The 19,053-nt window shown below is 71.9% G+C and carries 19 protein-coding genes; 9 read left to right on the top strand and 10 right to left on the bottom strand.

The genetic code is table 11. The features are described from left to right. The gene (dxs, locus tag M8542_RS24875) at window positions 1–1,926 is read right to left on the bottom strand and encodes a 1-deoxy-D-xylulose-5-phosphate synthase (protein ID WP_257922639.1); all 1,926 of its coding nucleotides are present in this window, start codon (window positions 1,924–1,926) and stop codon (window positions 1–3) included. Window positions 1,927–2,113: 187 nt separating this feature from the next. On the opposite strand from dxs, the gene M8542_RS24870 reads away from it, so the two are divergent. Beyond that, window positions 2,114–3,583: an aldehyde dehydrogenase family protein gene (locus tag M8542_RS24870; protein ID WP_257922638.1), complete on the top strand. Its 1,470-nt coding sequence runs from the start codon at window positions 2,114–2,116 to the stop codon at window positions 3,581–3,583. A gap of 85 nt (window positions 3,584–3,668) precedes the next feature. Further along, the gene (locus tag M8542_RS24865; RefSeq protein WP_257922637.1) at window positions 3,669–4,091 is read left to right on the top strand and encodes a hypothetical protein; all 423 of its coding nucleotides are present in this window, start codon (window positions 3,669–3,671) and stop codon (window positions 4,089–4,091) included. A 529-nt stretch (window positions 4,092–4,620) separates the two neighbouring features. On the opposite strand, the gene M8542_RS24860 is transcribed toward M8542_RS24865, so the two are convergent. Genes M8542_RS24860 through M8542_RS24850 form a run of 3 tightly spaced genes read right to left on the bottom strand, consistent with a single transcriptional unit; the run spans window position 4,621 to window position 8,436 of the window. Next, window positions 4,621–5,184, bottom strand: coding sequence for a TIGR03086 family metal-binding protein (locus tag M8542_RS24860; RefSeq protein WP_257922636.1), 564 nt, complete (start codon window positions 5,182–5,184; stop codon window positions 4,621–4,623). Between the two features lie 34 nt (window positions 5,185–5,218). Beyond that, entirely contained in the window at window positions 5,219–6,406 is a 1,188-nt protein-coding gene (locus M8542_RS24855; protein ID WP_257922635.1) for a class I SAM-dependent RNA methyltransferase, read from the bottom strand. Then, the gene (locus M8542_RS24850; RefSeq protein WP_257922634.1) at window positions 6,403–8,436 is read right to left on the bottom strand and encodes an APC family permease; all 2,034 of its coding nucleotides are present in this window, start codon (window positions 8,434–8,436) and stop codon (window positions 6,403–6,405) included. The genes M8542_RS24855 and M8542_RS24850 overlap by 4 nt, the downstream gene beginning before the upstream one ends. Before the next feature lie 93 nt (window positions 8,437–8,529). On the opposite strand from M8542_RS24850, the gene M8542_RS24845 reads away from it, so the two are divergent. Both M8542_RS24845 and M8542_RS24840 read left to right on the top strand, forming a co-directional pair. Then, the gene (locus M8542_RS24845; RefSeq protein ID WP_308210284.1) at window positions 8,530–9,195 is read left to right on the top strand and encodes a potassium channel family protein; all 666 of its coding nucleotides are present in this window, start codon (window positions 8,530–8,532) and stop codon (window positions 9,193–9,195) included. Continuing rightward, window positions 9,192–9,848, top strand: a complete 657-nt coding sequence (locus M8542_RS24840; RefSeq protein WP_257922633.1) for a potassium channel family protein — start codon at window positions 9,192–9,194, stop codon at window positions 9,846–9,848. Before M8542_RS24845 ends, M8542_RS24840 begins: the two co-directional genes overlap by 4 nt. A 124-nt stretch (window positions 9,849–9,972) precedes the next feature. On the opposite strand, the gene M8542_RS24835 is transcribed toward M8542_RS24840, so the two are convergent. After that, complete coding sequence (locus M8542_RS24835; RefSeq protein ID WP_257922632.1) at window positions 9,973–10,695, bottom strand: DUF3159 domain-containing protein; 723 nt, start codon at window positions 10,693–10,695, stop codon at window positions 9,973–9,975. A gap of 9 nt (window positions 10,696–10,704) precedes the next feature. Then, the gene (locus M8542_RS24830; protein ID WP_013224481.1) at window positions 10,705–11,085 is read right to left on the bottom strand and encodes an OB-fold nucleic acid binding domain-containing protein; all 381 of its coding nucleotides are present in this window, start codon (window positions 11,083–11,085) and stop codon (window positions 10,705–10,707) included. A 135-nt stretch (window positions 11,086–11,220) separates the two neighbouring features. Between M8542_RS24830 and M8542_RS24825 the strand changes: the two genes are divergently transcribed. Beyond that, entirely contained in the window at window positions 11,221–11,904 is a 684-nt protein-coding gene (locus M8542_RS24825; RefSeq protein WP_257922715.1) for an alpha/beta fold hydrolase, read from the top strand. A gap of 45 nt (window positions 11,905–11,949) precedes the next feature. Here the strand turns inward: M8542_RS24825 and M8542_RS24820 are convergent, their stop codons facing one another. Next, on the bottom strand, window positions 11,950–12,615 hold the full coding sequence (locus M8542_RS24820) for a DUF3710 domain-containing protein (RefSeq protein WP_257922631.1): 666 nt from the start codon (window positions 12,613–12,615) through the stop codon (window positions 11,950–11,952). Next, entirely contained in the window at window positions 12,615–13,109 is a 495-nt protein-coding gene (gene dut, locus M8542_RS24815; protein WP_257922630.1) for a dUTP diphosphatase, read from the bottom strand. The genes M8542_RS24820 and dut overlap by 1 nt, the downstream gene beginning before the upstream one ends. A 24-nt stretch (window positions 13,110–13,133) precedes the next feature. Between dut and M8542_RS24810 the strand changes: the two genes are divergently transcribed. Beyond that, window positions 13,134–13,616 carry a DUF3093 domain-containing protein gene (locus M8542_RS24810; protein ID WP_257922629.1) on the top strand — a complete coding sequence of 161 codons (483 nt, stop codon included), beginning with the start codon at window positions 13,134–13,136 and terminating at the stop codon, window positions 13,614–13,616. Between the two features lie 137 nt (window positions 13,617–13,753). Here the strand turns inward: M8542_RS24810 and M8542_RS24805 are convergent, their stop codons facing one another. Then, window positions 13,754–14,062 carry a DUF4193 domain-containing protein gene (locus M8542_RS24805; protein ID WP_257922628.1) on the bottom strand — a complete coding sequence of 103 codons (309 nt, stop codon included), beginning with the start codon at window positions 14,060–14,062 and terminating at the stop codon, window positions 13,754–13,756. Window positions 14,063–14,570: 508 nt separating this feature from the next. On the opposite strand from M8542_RS24805, the gene cei reads away from it, so the two are divergent. Then, entirely contained in the window at window positions 14,571–15,254 is a 684-nt protein-coding gene (gene cei / locus M8542_RS24800; RefSeq protein ID WP_257922627.1) for an envelope integrity protein Cei, read from the top strand. Window positions 15,255–15,786: 532 nt separating this feature from the next. Here the strand turns inward: cei and M8542_RS24790 are convergent. Then, window positions 15,787–16,605 carry an inositol monophosphatase family protein gene (locus M8542_RS24790; RefSeq protein ID WP_257922626.1) on the bottom strand — a complete coding sequence of 273 codons (819 nt, stop codon included), beginning with the start codon at window positions 16,603–16,605 and terminating at the stop codon, window positions 15,787–15,789. 64 nt (window positions 16,606–16,669) lie between these two features. Here M8542_RS24790 and ppgK point away from each other — a divergent pair, with 64 nt between their 5' ends. Next, window positions 16,670–17,437, top strand: coding sequence for a polyphosphate--glucose phosphotransferase (gene ppgK, locus M8542_RS24785; protein WP_372508595.1), 768 nt, complete (start codon window positions 16,670–16,672; stop codon window positions 17,435–17,437). A 197-nt stretch (window positions 17,438–17,634) separates the two neighbouring features. Continuing rightward, window positions 17,635–19,029, top strand: coding sequence for an RNA polymerase sigma factor (locus M8542_RS24780; RefSeq protein WP_257922625.1), 1,395 nt, complete (start codon window positions 17,635–17,637; stop codon window positions 19,027–19,029). The last annotated feature ends 24 nt before the right edge of the window (window positions 19,030–19,053 follow it).

Below are 19,053 nucleotides of genomic sequence, written 5' to 3'. Positions count from 1 at the left end.
CTACCGGGGCCCTTCGCCGCGCGAAGCCGATTTCTCCGGCGCCGCTTCCGAAGCCGAGCCGAGGCGGGAAGCCCACTCGGTCACCCGGCGGGCCACGTCCTGTGCCGTCAGGCCGATCCGGCCCAGCACCTCGTCGCGGCTGCCCAGGTCGTGGAACGACTGCGGCACGGCCAGGTCCCGCAACGGCACGTCGCACTCCGCGTCGCGGAAGACCGCCGCCAGCGCCGAGCCGAAGCCGCCGTGGCGGCCGCTGTCCTCCACCGTCACCACCAGCTTGTGCTGGGACGCCAGCGCGACCAGCTCCGCCGGCACCGGCAGCACCCAGCGCGGGTCGACGACCGTCACGCCGATGCCCTGGTCGGCCAGCCGGGCGGCGGCCGCGAGGCCCAGCGTCGCGAACGGGCCGACCGTGACCAGCAGGACGTCGGCGCCCTCCTTCGGGCGGCGCAGCACGTCGACCGTGCCGATCCGCTCGACCGCGGGGACGTCGGCGCCGACCTTGCCCTTCGAGAACCGCAGCGCGGTCGGGCCGTCGGACACCGCCACCGCTTCACGCAGCTCCTCGCGCAGTGTCGCCGGGTCGCGGGGGGCGGCCACGCGCATGCCCGGCACCATGCCCAGCAGCGAGAGGTCCCACATGCCGTGGTGACTGGGCCCGTCCGGGCCGGTGATGCCGGCCCGGTCCAGCACCAGGGTCACCGGCTGGCGGTGCAGCGCGACGTCCATCAGCACCTGGTCGAACGCCCGGTTGAGGAACGTCGAGTAGATCGCGACGACCGGGTGGCGCCCGCCCATCGCCAGCCCGGCGGCCGACGTCACGGCGTGCTGCTCGGCGATGCCGACGTCGTACCAGCGGTCCGGGAAGGCCTCGGCGAACTTGTCGAGCCCGGTCGAGCGCAGCATCGCCGCGGTGATCGCGACGACGTCCTCGCGCTCGGCGCCGATCTTCGCGAGCTCCTCGCCGAAGACGCCGGTCCAGCTCGGGCCCTTGACCGGAGGGAGGCCGGTCTCCGGGTCGATCGGGTCGGTCTGGTGCATCTGGTCGGCCTGGTGGTTGACCGCGGGCGCGTAGCCGTGGCCCTTCTCGGTGACCACGTGCACGATCACCGCGCCGCCGAACGCCTTCGCGCTCTGCAGGGCCTTCTCGAGTGCCACCTGGTCGTGGCCGTCGACCGGGCCGAGGTACTTCAGGCCGAGGTCGGAGAACATCGCCTGCGGGCTCAGGGCGTCCTTCAGCCCGGCCTTCGCGGCGTGCAGCGCGGCGTAGATCGGCTTGCCGACGACCGGGGTGTGCTTGAGGATCTCGCGGCCGCCGTCGAGCAGGCGCTCGTAGCCGGGCTGCAGGCGCAGCGCCGCGAGGTGGTCGGCGAGGCCGCCGATGGTCGGCGAGTAGGAGCGGCCGTTGTCGTTGATGACGATGACGACCGGGCGGTCGCGGTGCGCGGCGATGTTGTTGAGCGCCTCCCAGCACATGCCGCCGGTGAGCGCGCCGTCCCCGACGACGGCGACCGCGTGCCGCTCGCCGCCCTCGAGCGCGAACGCCTTCGCCAGGCCGTCCACATAGGACAGTCCGGACGAGGCGTGGCTGCTCTCGACCCAGTCGTGCTCGCTCTCCGCGCGCGACGGGTACCCGGTGACGCCGCCGGTCTGGCGCAGGCGGTCGAAGCCCTCGGCGCGGCCGGTGACGATCTTGTGCACGTAGGCCTGGTGCCCGACGTCCCAGACGATCGCGTCGCGCGGCGAGTCGAACACGCGGTGCAACGCCAGCGTCAGCTCGACGACGCCGAGGTTGGGCCCCAGGTGCCCGCCCGCGCGGCGGACCTTGTCGACGAGGAAGTCCCGGATCTCGGCGGACAGCTCGCCGAGGTCCTCGACACTCATGCGCTTCAGGTCCGCCGGTCCGTTCACGGACTCCAGCAACGTCACTCGTCTCCACCTCACTAGTTCGCACGCGCCCCGCGTCCGGCCCAGTCTACGGAGGACGGCCACCTCGCTTCCGCCCGCCGCGTCCGGCGTCACAACCGGAGCGCGACCAGGAGTCATCACGCGGGGTGAACATCGTCTCCCCGGCGCGCTGTGGCGGTCACCCCGCGTGGCCGTGAGAATGGGTGCCATGGCGGACTTCTTCATCGGTGGCGAATGGGTCGACGCGGCGGACGGCGCCCGCCGGGAGATCCGCTGCCCGGCCGACGGTTCCCTGGTCGCGACGGTCGCCGAGGGCACGGCGAAGGACACCGAAGCGGCTATCGCGGCGGCGCGGCGGGCGTTCGACAGCGGCCCGTGGCCCGGGACACCCGCGCACCTGCGCGGCGACCTGCTGCTGCGCACCGCGGACCTGCTGGACCGCGACGCCGAGGCGTTCGCCCGCGCCGAGTCGCTCGACACCGGCAAGCGCCTGGTGGAGAGCCGCTACGACATGGCCGACATCGCCGCCTGCCTGCGTTACTTCGGCAAGCTCGCGGCGCAGGAAGCCGGGCGCGTCGTCGACACGGGCAACCCGGACGCGATCAGCCGGATCGTGCACGAGCCGGTCGGGGTCTGCGGGCTGATCACGCCGTGGAACTACCCGCTGCTGCAGACCGTGTGGAAGATCGCGCCGGCGCTGGCCGCGGGCAACACCTTCGTGCTGAAGCCCAGCGAGCTGACGCCACACACGTCGATCCTGTTCCTGAGGCTGCTCACCGAGGCGGGACTGCCCGCCGGCGTCGGGAACCTGGTGCTGGGCGCGGGCGCCGAGGTCGGCGCGCCGCTGGCTTCGCACCCGGACGTCGACCTGGTGTCGTTCACCGGCGGGCTCGCCACCGGACGCGCGATTGCCGCCTCGGCGGCCGCGACGGTCAAGAAAGTGGCCCTGGAGCTGGGCGGGAAGAACCCGAACGTGGTGTTCGCCGACGCCGACTTCGAGACGGCCGTCGACTACGCGCTGACGGCGGTGTTCCTGCACTCCGGGCAGGTGTGCTCGGCGGGCGCGCGGCTGATCGTGCAGCGGGAGTGGCACGACGAGTTCGTCGACGAGCTGGTGCGCCGGGCCGAGCGGATTCGCCTGGGCGGGCCGTTCGACTCCCACGCGGAGACCGGGCCGCTGATCTCGGCGGCGCACCGGGCGAAGGTCGAGGCGTACGTCGCGGCGGCGCTGGCCGAGGGCGCGGTGCTGCGGACCGGTGGCCGGCGCCCGGACGACCCCGCGCTGGCCGACGGCTGCTACTACCTGCCGACCATCCTGGACCAGGTGAAACAGGGCTCGTCGGCGGTCGTCGACGAGTCGTTCGGGCCGGTGCTGACGGTCGAGACGTTCACCGACGAGGACGACGCGGTCCGCATCGCCAACGACACCCACTACGGGCTGGCGGGCGCGGTGTTCACGCAGGACGCCGCGCGGGCCCAGCGGGTGGCCGGCCGGCTGCGGCACGGGACGGTCTGGATCAACGACTTCCACCCGTACCTGCCGCAGGCGGAGTGGGGTGGCTACAAGCAGTCGGGGTTCGGCCGCGAGCTGGGCCCGGCCGGGCTGGCCGAGTACACCGAGACCAAGCACATCTACCAGAACCTGCGGCCGGGGCCGCAGCACTGGTTCGCCGGCTGAGGCCGTCCCCCGATCGGGATCCACCGAACGGCCCAGCGCGGAAAACGCGCTCGGAAAGCCGTTTCCCGCGACTTATGCTGCGTGCGTGCGGCGAGGCTGGCGGATTCCACGAGCGGCGGTGGCGGGGGTCGCGGGCCTCGGGGTGATCGCCGGGCTGACCCTGCGCACGGCGAACTACCCGGGCCTGCTGCCGCCGGGCACCCCGGACCCCGAGCTCGACCTGGGCCTGCGCCTGGTCTGCGCGGCGGCGGTGCTGATCGCGGTCACGTTGGCGTACCTGACGTTCGCCCGCCGCCAGGACGAGCCCCTGGCCCTGGCGTGCCTGCCGGGGCTGGTGGTGACGGGCGTGATCCTGCGGCACCTGGTGGTGACGCTGCCCGGCGTGACACGCCTCCAGCCGGCGGCGAGGGTGGTGCCGGGGGCCGGGTCGTGGGTGCTGCTGGTGTCGGGCGTGGTCATGACGGCGGCCGGGTTGGCCGCGGCTTTCGCGGTGCGCCGAGCCGCTTGACGCGGTTCGCTCCGCTCCGGCCGCCCTCTCGCGGGTTGTGGCGGCCACTCGGACGACATGGATGAGTCATGCCTGTCATCCGGCGACATGAATGAGCTTCATTCACTACGTGCGGGCCGACCACCCTCTTGCCGAGCCCACCTCAGCCACTCCCGCCGGACCCAACCCGCCGCTCCCGCCGAGTGCATCCCAGCCACTCCCGGCGAACCCGCCTCAGCTACTCCCGCCGAGCCCGCTCCCGCCGCTCCCGCCCCACCCACTCCCGCCGAACCCAGCCCACCCGCTCCTGGCAAACCACCCCAGCCGCCCCCGACGAACCCACCTCAGCCGCTCCCGCCGGACCCAACCCAGCCACTCCCGCCGAGTGCATCCCAGCCACTCCCGCCGAACGCACCCCAGCCACTCCCGCCGAGCCCGCTCCCGCCGAGCCCACCCCACCCGCTGCCGCCGGACCCAACCCAGTCCCTCCCACCCAGCCACCTCGGCCACTCTCGCTGAACCCACCCCACCCACTCCCGCCGAACCCACCTCAGCCGCTCACCGCCTTCCGGCCCAGGAACGCCGCCAGCCGATCAGCCGCCGTCGCGTCGGACCCGGCCGCCAGCTCCGGGCCGAACGGCCCGCCCGGCTGCCGCGGTGCCGACCCGAACCGGGCGCGCCATTGCTTCAGCGCCGCCGTCGCCAGGTCCGGGAGCAGGTCCGTCGAAGCACCCGTCGCGTCCGCCAGGTCCCACCCGTGCGCCAGGTACTCGTTCACGCGCATGTGCACCAGGAACACCCCCGGCACCTCGCCGAGCGGAGTCGTCACCGTCCGCTCGGCCAACCCGGGCGCCGCCAGCACCGCACGCGCCGCCGCCACCGACGCGGTGAAGGCCGAAGCCGGCGAAGCACCCAGGTAGTCACCCTCCGGCGCCGGTGGCCCCGTGCCCGCCCAGAACGCCACCTTCGCGTTGCCGTGGGCCAGGTGGTTCACCACCGCACGGACATCCCAGTCCACGCACGCCGTCGGCAGCGCCCACTGGTCTTCGCGCAGCGACGTGACCAGCGAAGTCACCGTCGAAGCGGCGCGGTCGAAGTCTTCGAGAGCAGTCATGCCGACAGTGTGACCGCCACCACCGACAAAAAACTCAGGACAGCAGCGCCACACACTCCACGTGGTGCGTCATCGGGAAGGCGTCGAACGCCCGCAGATCGGTCAGCCCGTACCCGTGCGACGCGAAGAAAGCCACGTCGCGGGCCAGCGCCGCCGGGTCGCACGCCACGTAGACGATCCGGTCCGGCGCACCCGCCACGATCGACTCCACCACCGCGCGGCCGGCGCCCTTGCGCGGCGGGTCCAGCACGACGACGTCGACCGGCTTCTCGGCCTCGGCCAGCGCGTGCTCCACGCGCCCGGCCTGCCACGACACCTGCGGCAGGTCCGCCAGGTTCCGCTCCCCGTCGGCGACCGCGCGGCGCCCGGACTCGATCGCCAGCACCCGGCCCGCCGGGCCCACCTGCGAAGCCAGCACCGAAGCGAACAGCCCGACCCCGGCGTACAGGTCCCACGCGGATCCGCCCGAAGGCGCTTCCGCCCACTCGGCGACGACGCCGGCCAGCGTGGCGGCCGCGGCCGGGTGGACCTGCCAGAAGCCGTGCGCGTCGAGGCGCCAGTCGCGGCCCGCCGCGTGCTGGACGGCCACTCCGCCGGCCAGCTGGCGGGCGCGGACCTTGCCGCGGACCGTCGCCAGCTCGCGGACGTGCGTGGTGCCGTCGCCGTCCTGGGTCACTTCGAGCTCGCTGCCCGGCTTCCAGCGCCGAGCCAGGACGTCGTCGAGCTCACCCGGGACCGCGATCGGGCAGTCCGTCAGGGGCACGACGCGGTGGCTGTGGTGCGCCCGCAGGCCCGCGCGCCCCTCGCGGTCGGCGACCAGCCGGACGCGGCTGCGCCAGTCGAGCGGCCCGCCGTCGAGGGCCTCGACGACGACGTCACGCTCGATCCCCGCGAGCCGCTGCAGCTGTTCCGCCACGACGGCGGCCTTCAGATCTCGTTGGTACGCCGGGGAAGCGTGCTGCCAGTCGCAGCCACCGCAGCCGCCCGGCACCGCGAGCGGGCACGGCGGCTCGACCCGGTGGGCCGACGCCGAAAGCACCTCGATCGCGTCGCCGCGGCAGAACGACCCGCCGTTGTCCTCGGTGACCTCGACCCGCACCTGCTCACCGGGCAGCGCGTGCCGGACGAACACCACCCGGCCGTCGGCGCGCGCGACGCAGTGCCCGCCGTGGGCCACCGCGCCGACCTCGACCTCGAGCACCCGGCCCAGCCAGCTCGTCATTCGGCCGGCTCCTTGGGCTTCGGCGCCGCGGCGGGCTTCCCGTTGGGCGAGAACCCACGCCGGACGTCACCGGCCGCCGGGCGCTCGTTGCGGACGCGCGCGGCCGCCTTCGCCGACGACTCCAGCTGCCACGGCACGCTCGCCACGATCACCCCGGACTGGAACAGCAGCCGGCCCTTGAGCCGCAGCGCGCTCTGGTTGTGCAGCACCTGCTCCCACCAGTGCCCGACCACGTACTCCGGGATGAACACGGTCACGACGTTGCGCGGGTTGTCACCGCGCACGCGCTTCACGTAGTCGAGGACCGGCTTCGTGATCTCGCGGTAGGGCGATTCGACGACCTTGAGCGGCACCTTGAAGTTGTGCGCGTCCCACTCAGCGGTGAGCCTTCGCGTGTCGGCATCGTCCACATTGACCGTCACGGCCTCGAGGACGTCCGGGCGCATCGCCTTGGCGTAGGCCAGCGCGCGCAGCGTCGGGCGGTGCAGTTTGGACACCAGCACGATCGCGTGGTTGCGCGAGGGCAGCACGGTCGGGGTGTCGCCGAGCTCCTTCAGCTCGTCGGCGACGCGGTCGTAGTGCCGCCGGATCGCGGTCATCAGCACGTAGATCGCCACCATCATCGCGATCGCGATCCACGCGCCGAGCAGGAACTTCGTGATCAGCACGATCACCAGCACGGTGCCGGTGCAGGTGAGGCCGATCGCGTTCACCGTCTGCGAGCGCCGCATCCGCCGGCGCACGCCGGGGTCGGTTTCCTTGGCCAGCAACCGGTTCCAGTGCCGGACCATGCCCGTCTGGCTCACCGTGAACGACACGAACACACCCACGATGTAGAGCTGGATGAGCCGGGTCACCTCGGCGTCGAAGGCGATGATCAGCACCAGCGCGAACGCCGCCAGGAACAGGATCCCGTTCGAGAACGCGAGCCGGTCGCCGCGGGTGTGCAGCTGCCGCGGGAGGTAGCGGTCCTGCGCCAGGATCGAGCCGAGCACCGGGAAGCCGTTGAACGCGGTGTTCGCGGCCAGCAGCAGGATGATGCCGGTGACGAACGAGATGTAGTAGAACCCCGCCGGGAAGCTCGCGAACACCGCGTGCGCGATCTGCGCGAGGATCGTCTTCTGCTGGTACCCCGCGGGTGCGCCGGCGAGCTGCTGGGCCGGGTCCTCGGCGAACTTGACGTCGGTGATCACCGCCAGCGTGATGATGCCGATCAGCATGATCACCGCGAGCAGGCCCATCATCAGCAGCGTGGTGGCCGCGTTCTTCGACTTGGGCTTCTGGAACGCCGGGACGCCGTTGCTGATCGCCTCCACACCGGTCAGCGCCGCGGCGCCGGAGGAGAAGGCACGCAGGATGAGGAACGCGTACGCGAAGCCCGCGAAGCTCCCTTCGGCCGTCAGCGAGAACCCGGCGCTCTCGGCCTTCACCTCGGTGCCGGTCATCCACTGCACCAGGCCCCACACGACCATGACCAGAACGCCCAGGATGAAGCCGTATGTCGGAATCGCGAAGGCCTTGCCCGACTCCCGGAGGCCGCGCAGGTTCAGCGACGTCAGCACGACGATGATGACGACCGAGGCCAGCACCTTGTGCTCGGCCACCCACGGCACCGCCGACCCGATGTTGGCCACACCGGACGAAGTGGACACCGCGACCGTCATCACGTAGTCGACGAGCAGCGCGCTCGCCACGGTCAGGCCGAACTTGCCGCCCAGGTTCGTGTTGGCGACCTCGTAGTCGCCGCCACCGCTGGGATAAGCGTGCACGTTCTGCCGGTACGAGGCGACCACGATCAGCATGACCAGGGCGACCATGATGCCGATCCACGGCGCCAGCGCGTACGCGGACAGCCCGGCGACGCTCAGCGTCAGGAAGATCTCTTCCGGTGCGTACGCCACGCTGGAGAGCGCGTCGGACGCGAAGATGGGCAGCGCGATGCGCTTCGGCAGCAGCGTGTGAGAGAGCCTGTCACTGCGGAACGGACGTCCGAGGACCAGGCGTTTCAGCACGGTCGGGAACTTCGACACCACGGAAGCCTAACTGCCGGGGCGCACGGTAGGTTCGGCGCTGGCATGTCGGGGTAGCAACGGACGGGTAACCGCCGAACGAGGAGGCAGGGCGTGCACGTGGTGATCATGGGATGCGGCCGGGTAGGCGCGTCCCTGGCCGCTGCGCTGGAGCGGCTCGGCCACGAGGTGGCCGTCATCGACAAGAACCAGCAGGCCTTCCGCCGGCTGGGCAGCGACTTCCACGGCCAGCAGGTCGTCGGCGTCGGGTTCGACCGCAAGGTGCTGATCGAAGCGGGCATCGAGCGGGCGGGCGCGTTCGCCGCGGTGTCCAGCGGCGACAACTCGAACATCATCTCCGCGCGGGTCGCGCGCGAGAACTTCGGCATCGAGCACGTCGTGGCGCGGATCTACGACCACAAGCGCGCCGCGGTGTACGAGCGGCTGGGCATCCCGACGGTCGCGACCGTGCCGTGGACCACCGACCGCTTCCTGCGGACGCTGCTGCCGGACGGCGTCGCGTCGGCGTGGCGGGACCCGTCGGGCAACGTCGCGCTGCTGCAGCTGCCCCTGCACGAGGGCTGGGTCGGGCACTCGGTGCGGTCCCTGCAGGAGGCGTCCGGCGCGCGGGTGGCGTTCATCATGCGCTTCGGCACGCCGGTGCTGCCGGACACCAAGACCGTGGTCCAGGACGGCGACGACGTGTGGGTGGCGGCGCGCTCGGGCACCGTCAGCGACGTGACCAGCGTGGCCAACCGCGAACCGGAGGACGAGGCATGAGGGTCGCGATTGCCGGCGCGGGCGCGGTCGGCCGCTCGATCGCCAACGAGCTCATCGACGGCAGGCACCAGGTGATGCTGATCGAGCGCGAGGCCGACCAGTTCGAGCCGCACAGCGTCGAGCAGGCGGACTGGGTGCTCGGCGACGCGTGCGAGGTGTCGATCCTGGAGGAGTCCGGGATCGAGCAGTGCGACGTCGTGATCGCCGCGACGGGCGACGACAAGGCCAACCTGGTGGTGTCCCTGCTGGCGAAGACGGAGTTCGCGGTCCGGCGCGTGGTGGCCCGGGTGAACAACCCGGCCAACGAGTGGCTGTTCACCGAGGCCTGGGGCGTGGACGTCGCGGTCTCGACGCCGCGCATGCTGGCGGCGATGGTGGAGGAGGCGGTCAGCGTCGGCGACCTCGTCCGGCTGATGACGTTCCGGCAGAGCAACGCGAACCTGGTCGAGCTGACCCTCCCGGCGGAGACGCCGCTGGCCGGCAAGCCGGTGAGCGACCTGTCGCTGCCTCGGGACGCGGCTCTGGTGACCATCCTGCGGGGTGACCGGGTGATCGTGCCGCAGCCCGAGGACCCGCTCGAGCCCGGCGACGAGCTGCTGTTCGTGGCTACCGCGGACGTGGAACCGGAGATCCGGACCGCGCTGGGGTACTGAGTTCACGAGAGAGGACCCCGGCATGCGTGCCGGGGGCCTTCTTCGTGGGCGAAATTGTCGGTGCCTGCCGGTAACGTGGAAACCGGGGGTCCCCCTACGCGCGCGGGTTGTCGTGCTTCGCGGGTCAGGCTTCGGGGGCCGCGTACTTCTCGCGCAGCCGGGCCTCGACCTCGGCATCGGTCTCCGGCTTGGGCTCGTCCTCGGCCAGCGCCTTCAACCGCTTGTCCGACCGCCGCACGGCCCAGACGACCACCAGCAGGCCCAGCGCGTACAGCGGGTACCCCATGGCGATCTTCGCGAAGGCCAGCCAGCCGGTGTAGTCCTCCTGGTAGAGCCACCGCTGCACGACGAACCGGGCGGCGAAGATCAGCGCCATCGCCAGCGTCGCGACGTCGTAGCCGTAGCGCGACGGCTTGTCCTTGCGCCACGCCTGGCCCGTGCCGTTGAGCATGTTCCAGACCACGCCCGCGATCGGCCAGCGCACCACCACCGACAGCACGAACACGCCGCAGTAGATCAGGCTCGCGTAGATGCCGAAGAGGAAGAACCCCTTCGCCGAGCCCGTCCGGTAGGCGATGAACGCCGCGATCGCGACGCCGAAGAACCCGGAGATCGCCGGCTGCAGCGGCTCCTTGCGGACCAGCCGCAGCACGGTGATCGCCACCGCGCTGCCGATCGACGTCCAGATCGCCGCCGTCAGGCCGAAGAACGAGTTCGCCAGGACGAACACGATCACCGGCAGCGACGAGTAGATGAGCCCGGACACGCCGCCCATCTGCTCGAGCAGGGTCGGCTGCGGCTCTTCTTCGCCGTCGGTCTTCTTCTCGCTCGGGGCGGGTTCAGTCACGATGGGTGATCAACTCACTGGGCTCTGGAGTTCGTAATAGGGGTTGTACAGCACCTTCTGGCCGTCACGCTCGGCCATCCGGCCACGCACCTTGATCGTCCGGCCAGGCTCGATGCCCGGGATCCGGCGGCGGCCGAGCCAGATTAGCGTCACGCCCTGTGTCCCGTCGAACAGCTCGGCCTCCAGCGTGGCGGCCTCGTTCGTGGGGCACAGCTCCACGCTGCGGAGTCTCCCCATCACGGTGACCTCTTCGCCGGAACGGCAGTCGCAGGCCCGCTGCGCGCCCTCGGCGCCGGACCTCATGGACATCTCGTCTGCGTCGAGTTCCTCGACGTCGCTGGTCAGCTTGCGTACCAGCCGGCTGAAGTAGCCGCCGTCTTTGGCGGACATAGGTGCTCCTGTGCTCCGGGGCCCCCGACTAACTGCTTGCGGCCCGAACGATTCCAGCGTACTGCGGTCCCCGCCAGGGAAACGCCTTTGCGCAAAGATCGCAACGTGACGTCCGCAATCGAAGTTCCCGCCGCGGTGCTGCTGCCCGGCACCGGCTCGGACGAGGTGTTCGTCCGGGCCGTCTTCGCCGGCCCGCTGCGCGCCCTCGGTGTCCCGCTCATCGCGCCACCCCCGCCACCCGGCGCGGCCCTCGCCGAGGGCTACCTGGCGACGCTCGACGCGCTGGCGGACGAACACGGCGAACTGCTCGTAGGCGGCATTTCGTTCGGCGCGCACCTCGCCGCGGAGTGGGCGGTCGCCAACCCGGGGCGTTGCGGTGGCCTGCTGGCCGCCCTCCCGGCCTGGAACGGCCTTCCGGGCCCAGCACCCGCATCGCTGGCCGCGACGCTGTCGGCGGATCTGGTGGCCGGTTCCGGCGTCGACGCGGCGCTGGCGCAGACGGCGGGCACCCCGGACTGGCTGCGGGCGGAGCTCGACCGGGCGTGGCGCCGGCACGGCGAGGGCCTGGCCGACGGCCTGCGCGTCGCCGCCGGGCGGCCGGCGCCCACGCTCGGGGAGCTGGCGGCGCTCGACGTCCCGGCCGGGATCGGCACGTGCGCCGACGACCCGATCCACCCGACGAAAGTCGCATCGGAGTGGGCCACGACACTCCCCCGGGCCGCCCTCGGCGAGACGACGCTCACGGCGTTGGGCGCCGATCGGGAGTCCCTCGGCCGGGCGACCGTCCTCGCCTTCCTGAAGGCGCTCCGAACGCCGTGAAGGCCGCCTCGGGAAGTCCCGGGGCGGCCTTCAGGGAACCGAGCGTCAGCCCTGCTCCTGCTGAGCCGCGATGTGCTCGGCGACGGCTTCGGGCAGCGTGATCGTGAGCGGGGTGCGGACCGGCATCGGCGCGTCACCGCGGTCGACGATCGTGCGCCGCACGATCCCGCGCAGCACCTCCACCGCCGCCGCGGCCTCCGACTGCGGCCCGGCGATGACGCCGCGCAGCATCCAGCGCGGCCGGTCGATGCCGACGAAGCGCAGCGAGACGTCGCCGACGATCGCCGAGATCTCCAGGCCCCACACGCCGCGGCCGATGTTGACCTTGGCGCCGTCGGCCCGCAGCTGCTCGGCGAGCTCGGTGCTCACCTCGCGCCAGAGGCCGCCCGAGCGCGGCGCCGCGTAGGCGCTGACGGTGATCTGGCCCTGCTCGGTGACGACGTGCACGGCGCGCACGCCGCCGGTCTCGGGGTCCATCTCGACCTGGACCTGGGACCCGTCGGGCACCGGCACCTTCACCGAGCCGAGGTCGATCCGCGGGACGCCGTCGTCCTCGAAGTCGGCGACGTCGAACGGGCCGTCGGAGACGTCCGAGAGCTCGCCGTCCTCGTCCTCGTATGCGTCGTCCCCGATCGTGTCGTCGGCCTCGGGCGCGGCGTGCCTGCCGTCGGACCCGCCCTCGGTCCGCCGCTTGCGTCCGAAAATCCCCACTACTTCTCCGTTCCTTCCCCCGCGCCGGCACGCGCCGGTGCTCCCAGTGTGGCGTGTCCCCCCGTGGAGCCGTAGCCTCCGTCGCCCCGTTCGGTCGTGTCGAGCTCGGCGACCTCGACGAACTCGGCGTGTTCGACCCGCTGCACGACGAGCTGGGCGATGCGGTCGCCGCGCGTGAGCTTCACCGGGTGCACCGGGTCGTGGTTGATCAGGCAGACCTTGATCTCCCCGCGGTAGCCCGCGTCGATCGTGCCGGGGGTGTTCACCACCGAGAGGCCGACCCGGGCGGCCAGGCCCGACCGCGGGTGGACGAACCCCGCGAACCCGGGTGGGAGCGCGATCGCGACGCCGGTGCCGACCACGCCGCGTTCCCCGGGTTCGAGCACGATATCCGAGGTGGTGACGAGATCGGCGCCCGCGTCGCCCGGCCGGGCGTAGGCGGGCAGCGGGACATCCGGGTCGAGCCGGGAGAGGAGTACCTGAACGCTGGACACGGGCGGCGAGATTACTCTCTACCCGTGGGTGAATCTGCGAAGACGGCCGCGAGTGCCGCGGTCCGGCACTCCGAACGGCTCTACGTCCCGTGGTGGGGGTGGCCGCTGCCGGTGCTGGGCGCGGTCCTGCTGGCGGCCGAGATCGACATGGGCTACCCCGGGGTCCGGGCGTGGCTGCCCTACGTGATCGCGTTGCCGGTGGTCGTGGCGCTGCTGCTCTCGCTGGGCCGGTCGAAGGTGCGGGTCACCGGCGGCGACGAGCCGGAGCTGTGGGTCGGCGACGCGCACCTGCCCCTGCGCTACGTCGGCGAGGTGGCGGTCTTCGACAAGGACGCCAAGCGCAAGGCGCTGGGCCGCGACGGCGACCCGGCCGCCTACGTCCTGCACCGCGGCTGGGTCGGGCCGGTGGTCAAGGTCCGGCTGACCGACGCCGAGGACCCGACGCCGTACTGGCTGTTCAGCACCCGGCACCCCGAGCGGGTCGCCGAGCTGCTCAAGGGCGCCTGAGCGGGACCTGCGGATGTGGAAGGGGGCCGGCCTGCCGGCCGGCCCCCTTGTCCCCAGCGCGCTTCGAGCCCGCCCCTCCTAGCCTCGGGCTCTCTGTCGCGTCTGTTCGTCCCCTGTGTCCGAGAACCCCTGTGCGGTCAGGCGCAGTCGCGGCAGATCAGTCGTCCGCCGCTGTCCTCGGCCAGCCGGCTGCGGTGGTGCACCAGGAAGCACACCGAGCAGGTGAACTCGTCCGCCTGCTTCGGCACCACCTTCACGGTCATGTCCTCACCGGAAAGCCCGGAAAGGTCCGCACCCGGCAGCTCGAAGTTCTCGGCGGTCGCGTCCTCGTCGACGTCGACGACGCCGGACTGGTTTTCGTTGCGCCGGGCCTTGAGCTCCTCCAACGAGTCTTCGGCCAGCTCGTCGGCTTCGCTGCGGCGCGGAGCGTCGTAGTCGGTAGCCATGTTGTCCCTCACCCCTGCGATCAGCTTGTGTAGTCGTTTTCTCCGGACCCCCGGGTGCGCCCGTGAGTCCGCCGTGCCGCTGGTCAACGTTCCAGGGCCCTCGTTTGTGCCCGACGGCCGGAGTGACCGAGGTCTCTCTCTTTTCGCGCCTCTTCCTGCGGCCGGAGCCCGGGAAGGGTAGCTCACGCCCGCGACGGTTCTGCAACGAGTCAGACATTGCCCGGGAATCGTCACCCGACAGGGGGAACCCGCAGGTAAGACGCGTTGTCGTCCATTCGGGTTGCCCACGGGTGGAGAACCTCACGCACGGCCCGTGTCCGCTTGCCCCGGCCGTCCCCGGCGTGGTGCGATCGCCGCACGGGGATCGGTCCCGGAGACCGGCGGGGCGGGGCGAATCGGCGGGGTGACCCGGAACGACGCGCGCCGGTCGGAGCGCCTAGGCTGATCGGCCACGACGGTGCCGGGTTTCGCACCGGCCGGGGTTCGGTGTTCGGGAAGGGACGGGCAGGTGGCGTCGGGGAACGGCATCGGGGACCGTGGGGCGCGGCCGTATCGCAGGCACAAGCCGCTGCCGGCGCTGATCGTGATCGGCGTGCTGGCGCTGGGCGCGATCATCGTCTGGATCAACGCGGCGGTCGGCAAGGGCGACGTCGACGAGGCGGTCAAGTGCGACCCGCCCGCGAGCCCGCCGCCGGGCGTCACGTTCAGCGCGCTCCCCCACAACGCCCTCGACGACCGCGCGCCGGTGCCGCCGGACAAGGTCGCGGTGAAGGTCCTCAACGCCTCCAGCACGCGCGGTCAGGGCGGCATCGCCACCACGGCGCTCAAGGAGCTGGGCTTCACGGGGACCGGCGAGCCGGCCAACGACCCTGCCTACGAAGGCCGCGAGGCCAAGTGCCGCGGCCAGATCCGCTTCGGCGAGAACGGCGTGACGGCCGCGCGGACGCTCAGCCTGGTGGTCCCGTGCGCCGAGCTGGTCCAGGACAACCGCAAGGACGCGAGCGTCGACGTCGTCACCGGCACCCTCTTCGGCGACATCCGGCCGCGGCCGGAGGCCCGGCAGATCCTCACCCAGCTCTCGGACTGGTCGAAGGCCCACCAGGGCGGCGGCTCGAACGAGCAGTCGGCCGGCGCGAAGGCCCCGGTGATCGACCAGACGCTGCTGGCTTCGGCCCGCGACGTCGCCTGCTGACCGCGGCCCGCAACCTGCCCTTCTGCGGACAACCCGCGCGCGTCCGGAGCGGGAGCTCCCCCGCCGGTCACTGCGCCGGCGCTCGGCCGCGGGGCACCTGAAGCTCACGGCGCCGCGCCTGGTGCTGCTGCACGGTCAGTGCGACAGCGCCGACACCTGGCGCCCCGCCCTGGAGCAGCTCGCGGCCGCCGGGATCCCGGCGGCCGCGGTCGATCTGCCCGGCTGCGGACAACCCGCGCGCGTAGGGGCGCCCCCGGATTTCACGTTACCGGAGGGCACCGACAGTTTCGGCCGCCCTCAGACCTCCGCCGCCCGCGCCCTCAGCATCGTCGGGGCCTCGGCCGCCGCTGCCGGCCAGGGATCGCGCACGCTCGCTGACCGGGCCCACCACGCAACCGCGGATCGGGATCTCGACACACTCTCCGCCCCCTCAACGGAGGCGCTCCGCGCCGCAGCGCCTATTCAACGCACCCAATGTGGCCTTCGGTGCGTCAGACGCACCGAAGGCCACATTGGGGCGCTTGAAGCTGGGTCAGACCTCCGCGGCACCGCAGTCGGCCAGCACCTTGCGCAGCGGGTCGGCGATCGACGGCGCCGCCGCGTACGTCGCGTCCGTGCCCAGGTCCGGCGCCGATCCCGGCAGCAGCACCTGTGCGCCCGCCTCCGCCGCGATCAGCGCCCCGGCGGCCCAGTCCCAGCGGTGCAGGCCGTGCTCCGCGTACGCGTCCAGCCAGCCCGCCGCGACCGCGCACAGGTCCAGCGAGGCCGCGCCGTTGCGCCGGATGTCCCGGACCCGGCCCAGCAGCTGCGCCGCGAAGCGCGACTGCCGCGTCCGGCGCTCCGCCGAGTACGCGAAACCGGTCCCGACGAGCGTCAGCTCCAGCCGCGACGGCGCCGAGACCGTCAGCCGGCGGTCGTCCAGGAACGCGCCCTGGCCGCGGGCCGCCGACCAGACGCGGCCGCTCACCGGCTCCACCACCGCGCCCGCCACCGACTCGCCGCCGACCTGCGCGGCCACCGACACCGCGAACCAGGGCAGGCCGTAGAGGAAGTTGACCGTCCCGTCGATCGGGTCGACGACCCAGGTGACGCCGTCACCGGCGGTCCCGCCGCCCTCCTCGCCCAGCACCGGCTCCCCCGGGCGCAGCGCGGCCAGGCGGTCGCGCACGAGCCGCTCCGACTCGTGGTCCACCGCGGTCACGACGTCGGTGTCCGCGGACTTGGTGTCCACGGCCACCGACCGGCCCCGCGCCATGCCCTCCCAGGCCTCCCGGACCAGCTCGGCGGCGTCCGTCGCGACCTGCGTCGCGACGCTTTTCAGCAACGACTCGTCAACTCCCACGTCCGACATGTCACCACATCCGGTTAAAGTCTCCGAGGCAGGCTTCTGAATCGTGCGAGAAGGGACCACGTCCGTGGTGGAGGCGACCCGCCGAGGTTTCGGCATCGACATCGGCGGCAGCGGGATCAAGGGCGCCTTGGTCGACCTGGAAAAGGGCCAGCTCATCGGCGACCGGATCCGGATCGAGACGCCGAAGCCGTCCACGCCGTCGGCGGTGGCGGACGTCGTGCACGACATCGTCACGCAGGCGGCCTGGGACGGCCCGGTCGGCGTGACGCTCCCGGCCGTCGTCAAGAAGGGCGTCGCGCACACCGCGGCCAACATCGACAAGCAGTGGATCGGCACGGACGCCGACGCGCTGTTCGCCAAGCGGATCGGCCGGGGTGTCGACCAGATCGCGATGCTGAACGACGCCGACGCGGCGGGCATGGCCGAGATCCGCTTCGGCGACCCGGTCGCGCGCAAGGGCGTCACCGCGCTGCTCACCTTCGGCACCGGCATCGGCAGCGCGGTGTTCCAGGACGGCAAGCTCGTCCCGAACACCGAGTTCGGCCACCTGGAGATCGACGGCCACGACGCGGAGAAGCGCGCGGCCGCCTCCGTGAAGGACAACGAGGGCCTGTCCTACCCCGAATGGGCCAAGCGCGTGCACCGTTACCTGACCGTGCTCGAAAACCTGATCTGGCCGGACCTGTTCATCGTCGGCGGCGGGGTCAGCAAGAAGGCCGAGAAATGGGTGCCGCTGCTCGACATCCGCACTCCCGTGCTGGTCGCGACGCTGCAGAACAACGCCGGGATCGTCGGCGCCGCGGCCGCCGCGGCGGAGGGCATCGAGCACTAGATCCGGCCTGGATCAGGGCGCGCGGACGGGCCGGAGGGTGATCGCTTCGCGACGCATGCGCGTACCGTCGTTACAATGGAACACGGCCCACGGCTGCGGAGGCCAAAACCGCAGGCCGAGGCGTGATCCCCGAATGTGAGGCAGCAGTGGCACCCGTGCCGTTGCTCGTCATGATCGACCGCTGCGAAAGGGCGTAAGTGGCAGCCGCAAGAACCGCAACCCGAGGCGGGACGAAGACAGCGACCGCAGCCGGCGAGCCGGCCGAAGAGGCAGCCACCGGGACGGCGAAGCCAGCGGCCCGCAAGACCACCACCGCGAAGAAGGCTCCGGCCAAGAAGGCTCCGGCGAAGAAGGCCGCGACCAAGGGCGCCAAGACCGAAGACGGCGACCCGGACGGTCCCGGCGAGATCGACGAAGCCGAACTCGACTCGCCCGACCTGTCGGACCTGGAAGAGGTCGAGGTCGACGTCGTCGACGAAACGGTCAACGACGAGCCGGACTCGGCCGACGACGACGATGACGACGAGGAAGCCGACGAGGAAACGCCGGCGGCCCGCCGTCGCAACGCCGCGGCCGAGAAGAGCAAGAGCGGCTCCGACAACCCGGACTTCGTCTGGGACGAGGAGGAGTCCGAGGCGCTGCGCCAGGCGCGCAAGGACGCCGAGCTCACCGCGTCGGCCGACTCCGTCCGGGCCTACCTCAAGCAGATCGGCAAGGTCGCGCTGCTGAACGCGGAGGAGGAGGTGGAGCTGGCCAAGCGGATCGAGGCCGGGCTCTACGCCGCCGAGCGCGTGCGCACCGCCGAGGAGGAGGGCGAAAAGCTCGTCACGCAGATGCGCCGCGATCTCAAGTGGATCGTGCGCGACGGCGAGCGCGCCAAGAACCACCTGCTCGAGGCGAACCTGCGGCTCGTGGTTTCGCTGGCCAAGCGCTACACCGGCCGTGGCATGGCGTTCCTGGACCTGATCCAGGAGGGCAACCTCGGCCTGATCCGCGCGGTGGAGAAGTTCGACTACACCAAGGGCTACAAGTTCTCGACGTACGCCACGTGGTGGATCCGCCAGGCGATCACCCGCGCGATGGCCGACCAGGCCCGCACCATCCGCATCCCGGTGCACATGGTCGAGGTCATCAACAAGCTCGGCCGCATACAGCGCGAACTCCTGCAGGACCTCGGCCGCGAGCCGACGCCCGAGGAGCTCGCCAAGGAAATGGACATCTCCCCGGAGAAGGTCCTGGAGATCCAGCAGTACGCGCGTGAGCCGATCTCGCTCGACCAGACGATCGGCGACGAGGGCGACTCGCAGCTCGGTGACTTCATCGAGGACTCCGAAGCGGTCGTCGCGGTCGACGCGGTGTCGTTCACGCTGCTGCAGGACCAGCTCCAGTCGGTGCTGCAGACGCTGTCCGAACGCGAGGCGGGCGTGGTCCGGCTGCGGTTCGGCCTCACGGACGGCCAGCCGCGCACGCTCGACGAGATCGGCCAGGTGTACGGGGTGACCCGCGAGCGCATCCGGCAGATCGAGTCGAAGACGATGTCGAAGCTGCGCCACCCGTCGCGGTCCCAGGTGCTGCGCGACTACCTGGACTGAGTTCCTCACGGACAACGAAGAACC

The organism is Amycolatopsis iheyensis (assembly GCF_024703995.1).
Classification (GTDB): Bacteria; Actinomycetota; Actinomycetes; order Mycobacteriales; family Pseudonocardiaceae; genus Amycolatopsis; species Amycolatopsis iheyensis.
This window is presented reverse-complemented; position numbering and strand designations above follow the sequence as displayed.